A 3,609-nucleotide genomic window follows, 5' to 3' on the forward strand; every position below is an offset into this window, starting at 1 on the left:
TAGCCGGCCCGCAAGGCCAGTTTGGGCGTAGCCTGCCATTGAACACCGAGCTTGATCACGCCCACATCCTTCCAGCCGAAGCCGGGACCGTTGGCCGCGCCCAATGGCGCCCGATTGGTGCTTGGATTGCCAATCGATGGCACACCGGAATAGTTGATGCGCTGATAGTCGACAGCCAGCATGACATCGGGCGTTGCCTGAAACGCCGCGCCGACCGAGTAGTTTTCAGGAATATCCAGCTTGCCCTGCGCCGCAAACAAGCCGGCGTAGTCAGAAAACTTCGACATTGAAATCTTGGGCGAATACGAAGCCCCAATGCTCACCTTGTCATTGAGCTTGCCAAAATAACCCAAACGCAGGCCCAGACCATTGCTGGTGTCAAAGCCATTGTTGGTCAACTTGGTGCCATCACTTGACATTTGGCTAAAAGCTTGCAGGCCATCAGCCTTGAACTGCTGATGTACCAGCAATGCCGAAACACCAATCGCGTGACGGTCATTGAGCTTGTAGGCGACCGTGGGCGCCAGCACCACCTGCATCAGGTCCACGCCCAGACGGCCACTACCGCACAGCAGATTGGCGGGACCCTGACCGCAATTGACCTGGCTACTGGCGTAGTCGGTGTTCATGCCGCCATTGCCATAGACCGTCAGGCCGGCCGACACCCGGTCGTTGATCGTGCGGTTGTACCCAAACTCGGGAATAAGAAACAGTTTGCTGTCACTTTCCACCGTGGCATTCAGACCCATGGGATTACCCGTGCGGCTGGCGCTGCGATCAGGCATGAAAAAGTCGCCGCCCACTTCAATCCGGTTGCCCGAGAAGCTGGCGCGCGCCGGATTGTTGGCGCCGGCAAAACCGTCTTGGGCCACCGCTACGGATGCGCCGCCCATGCCCTTGGCCTTCATGCCGTAGCCATGGGAAAAGTAGCCGTCGGTTGCAAAGGCGCTGGACAAGGTTCCGCCAAGGAACAGGGCCAGGGCAAGTGGACGAAGGCGAATGGTGGTGCGTGCTGCGTGTGTCAATTAATGTCTCCTGCTTTTTTATCGTTGCGGTATTTTTTTGGGGCGATTGACTAGAAGGCACCGTTGGCGGCGCGGTCCATCATCTGGTAAATGGTTTCGCGCACTTTCCATGCCTCTTCCTTCAGGGGCGAAGGCAGCTTGCGGCCCATCTTGACCATCATGTCCATGTTGAGGGTGTAGATCCACAGCCCGTCGTCACGCTCGACCACCGTCAGGCGACAAGGCAGGTACGCGCCCATGTGGGGGCTGAAGTCCACCATCATGCGTGCTGTGGTGGGCGAGCAGTAAGAGTAAACCTTCAGGAATTTTTGCTTGACGCCCGTGCGTGCTTCAAGTTCTTTTGACAGCGGAAGCTCACCCACGGCCTTCATGTTGCGCTCGGTCGCAACGGCGGAAAACACCTGTTCGATATCGTTAATCGTCACACCGGGTTTGACTTTTCGCTCCCAGGTCGTTGCCACGGCAATATCACCATCGGCTTCAATCCAGCGATCCCACATCTTGCTGGCCTCGCCGCCGGCGCCGCTTTCCAGCTTGCCCATGGTGCTGATCGTGCCGCACCCCGTCAGCGAGGTCGCCACCAGCAAGGCGGCCAGGCTAAGGGTAAGTGAAGGTTTTTTCATGCGTATTCCTGTTGAGGGTTAAGAAGATTTCCAAACCAGACAATTGGACGCAATTAATACACTTGTCTGGTGTGTGGCAATCATCCCGGCTTCAACCCGCAACGGAAATTAGTATCTACCCTATACCAATGGGGGTATGGTATTTTTTTGACAACAACCCGCGCATGCGTTACGGTCTGGTGCGATCTGGCAAACTGTCAAAAACCGTCACCCGGAAGGCTTGAGAACATGCGAAAAAAAACATCCACATCAACCACGGCAGAAACCACCGCAGCAACCGCCACCGTCACCGCAGCCGTGAAATCAACCAGCCAGGCGCAGGATTACCGGCAAGAGCACCAGAAAGACATGGTCAATCGCCTGCGCCGCATTGAAGGACAAGTGCGGGGCCTGGTGGACATGATTGAAGGCGGCCGCTCATGCGAAGAGGTGGCCACGCAGATGTCGGCCACGCGCAAGGCCATGGAAAAAGCGTTCTACCGCATGATGACGTGCTCGCTGATCGAAGCCGTGCATGAGTCGAAGACGGATGAGCAGGCCATTGCCGAGGTGTCGCGCTCGGCCCGCCTCATGGAAAAATTTGCATAAAAAAACCCGCCAGCTGGCGGGTTTTTTTATGCAGAGTGCACAATGTCTCAGGCGCCCTGGGCTCCCAAATCGGCCAGCCTGGCTGAGCCCACCCGGGAACGCAGGAATTATTTGGCGCCGGCAAGCACCCAGGCAGCCAGCGTCTTGGCATCGGCATCGCTCAGTGCAGCCTGTGCGGGCATGGGAATCGGACCCCATTTACCCGAGCCGCCGGCCTTGATGCTTTTGACCAGCGCGGCTTCTGCATCGCTTTGACCTGCGTATTTCTTGGCAATGTCCAGGTAACCAGGGCCGACCAGCTTTTTGTCGACCGCATGGCAGGCCATGCAGGCGTTTTTCTTGGCCATTTCCATATTGGCGAAAGCCGGAGCAGATACCAGCGCGGTGGTGGCCAACAGAACATGCAGAAGTTTCATGGGGTTTCCTAAAGAAGTTGAAGCAAATATAACTGATCGCTAATTTAACGTATTTTTTGAATCCTGGCTGTAGTCGATTGCCCACAGAACGTCAGGGATTTCCCGGCCTCAAACGTAACGCCTGGCCATGTCATCAAGGGAAACCGGCTTGATGCGGCTGGCCATGCCCGCGCAGCCAAACGCCTCAAAACGCGCCTTGACAATGCCGCGCGCAGCATTCTTGGCGGCCACCAGCGCCTTGCGCGGGTCGAACTCGCTGGGCTGCTGGGCAAACACCTGACGCATCGCGCCGGTCATGGCCAGGCGAATGTCGGTGTCGATATTGATCTTGCGCACGCCGTTTTGAATGCCGCGCTGGATTTCTTCGACCGGCACGCCGTAGGTTTCCTTGATCTCGCCGCCAAACTGGCGAATGATTTCAAGCCACTCCTGCGGCACGCTGGAAGAGCCGTGCATCACCAGGTGGGTGTTGGGAATTTGCGCGTGAATGGCGGCAATGCGGTCGATTGCCAGAATGTCGCCGGTGGGCTTGCGCGTGAACTTGTAGGCGCCGTGGCTGGTGCCAATGGCAATGGCCAGCGCATCCACGCCGGTCTGCGCCACAAAGTCCTTGGCCTGCACGGGGTCGGTCAGCATCATGTCGTGGGTGAGCTTGCCCACTGCGCCCACGCCGTCTTCTTCGCCGGCCTCGCCGGTTTCCAGGCTGCCCAGGCAACCGAGTTCACCCTCCACGGACACGCCGACCGCATGCGCCATCTCACCGACCCGGCGCGTCACGTCCACGTTGTATTCATAGCTGGCGGGCGTCTTGCCGTCCGCCATGAGGGAGCCGTCCATCATCACGCTGGTGAAACCAGAACGGATGGATTGAATGCAGACAGCGGGCGACGTGCCGTGGTCCTGGTGCAGCACCACGGGAATGTCGGGATGCGACTCAACCGCCGCCAGCATCATGTG

Annotated in this window: 5 protein-coding genes; 1 reads left to right on the plus strand and 4 read right to left on the minus strand. The window is 58.1% G+C overall.

Annotated features, from left to right (window positions below):
* A partial coding sequence (locus tag IV091_RS17520; protein WP_293470613.1) for an outer membrane protein transport protein occupies positions 1-1,025 on the minus strand: 1,025 nt, incomplete at its 3' end.
* A 50-nt stretch (positions 1,026-1,075) separates the two neighbouring features.
* Positions 1,076-1,648 (minus strand): DUF302 domain-containing protein, encoded by a 573-nt coding sequence (locus IV091_RS17525; RefSeq protein ID WP_293470615.1) that lies wholly within the window; start codon positions 1,646-1,648, stop codon positions 1,076-1,078.
* 228 nt (positions 1,649-1,876) lie between these two features.
* On the opposite strand from IV091_RS17525, the gene IV091_RS17530 reads away from it, so the two are divergent.
* The gene (locus tag IV091_RS17530; RefSeq protein WP_293470617.1) at positions 1,877-2,236 is read left to right on the plus strand and encodes a metal-sensitive transcriptional regulator; all 360 of its coding nucleotides are present in this window, start codon (positions 1,877-1,879) and stop codon (positions 2,234-2,236) included.
* Positions 2,237-2,343: 107 nt separating this feature from the next.
* Here the strand turns inward: IV091_RS17530 and IV091_RS17535 are convergent, their stop codons facing one another.
* On the minus strand, positions 2,344-2,652 hold the full coding sequence (locus IV091_RS17535; protein WP_293470619.1) for a c-type cytochrome: 309 nt from the start codon (positions 2,650-2,652) through the stop codon (positions 2,344-2,346).
* Between the two features lie 108 nt (positions 2,653-2,760).
* Positions 2,761-3,609: ketose-bisphosphate aldolase (locus tag IV091_RS17540; RefSeq protein ID WP_293470621.1), on the minus strand; the 849-nt coding region annotated here is incomplete at its 5' end.

Source organism: Polaromonas sp., from assembly GCF_018780625.1.
Lineage (GTDB): Bacteria > Pseudomonadota > Gammaproteobacteria > Burkholderiales > Burkholderiaceae_C > Polaromonas.

What these genes read in the sequence shown, in the direction of transcription:
- IV091_RS17525 (WP_293470615.1), bottom strand. Translation starts at nt 1,648, where the DNA reads ATGAAAAAACCTTCACTTACCCTTAGCCTGGCCGCCTTGCTGGTGGCG.
- IV091_RS17530 (WP_293470617.1), top strand. Translation starts at nt 1,877, where the DNA reads ATGCGAAAAAAAACATCCACATCAACCACGGCAGAAACCACCGCAGCA.
- IV091_RS17535 (WP_293470619.1), bottom strand. Translation starts at nt 2,652, where the DNA reads ATGAAACTTCTGCATGTTCTGTTGGCCACCACCGCGCTGGTATCTGCT.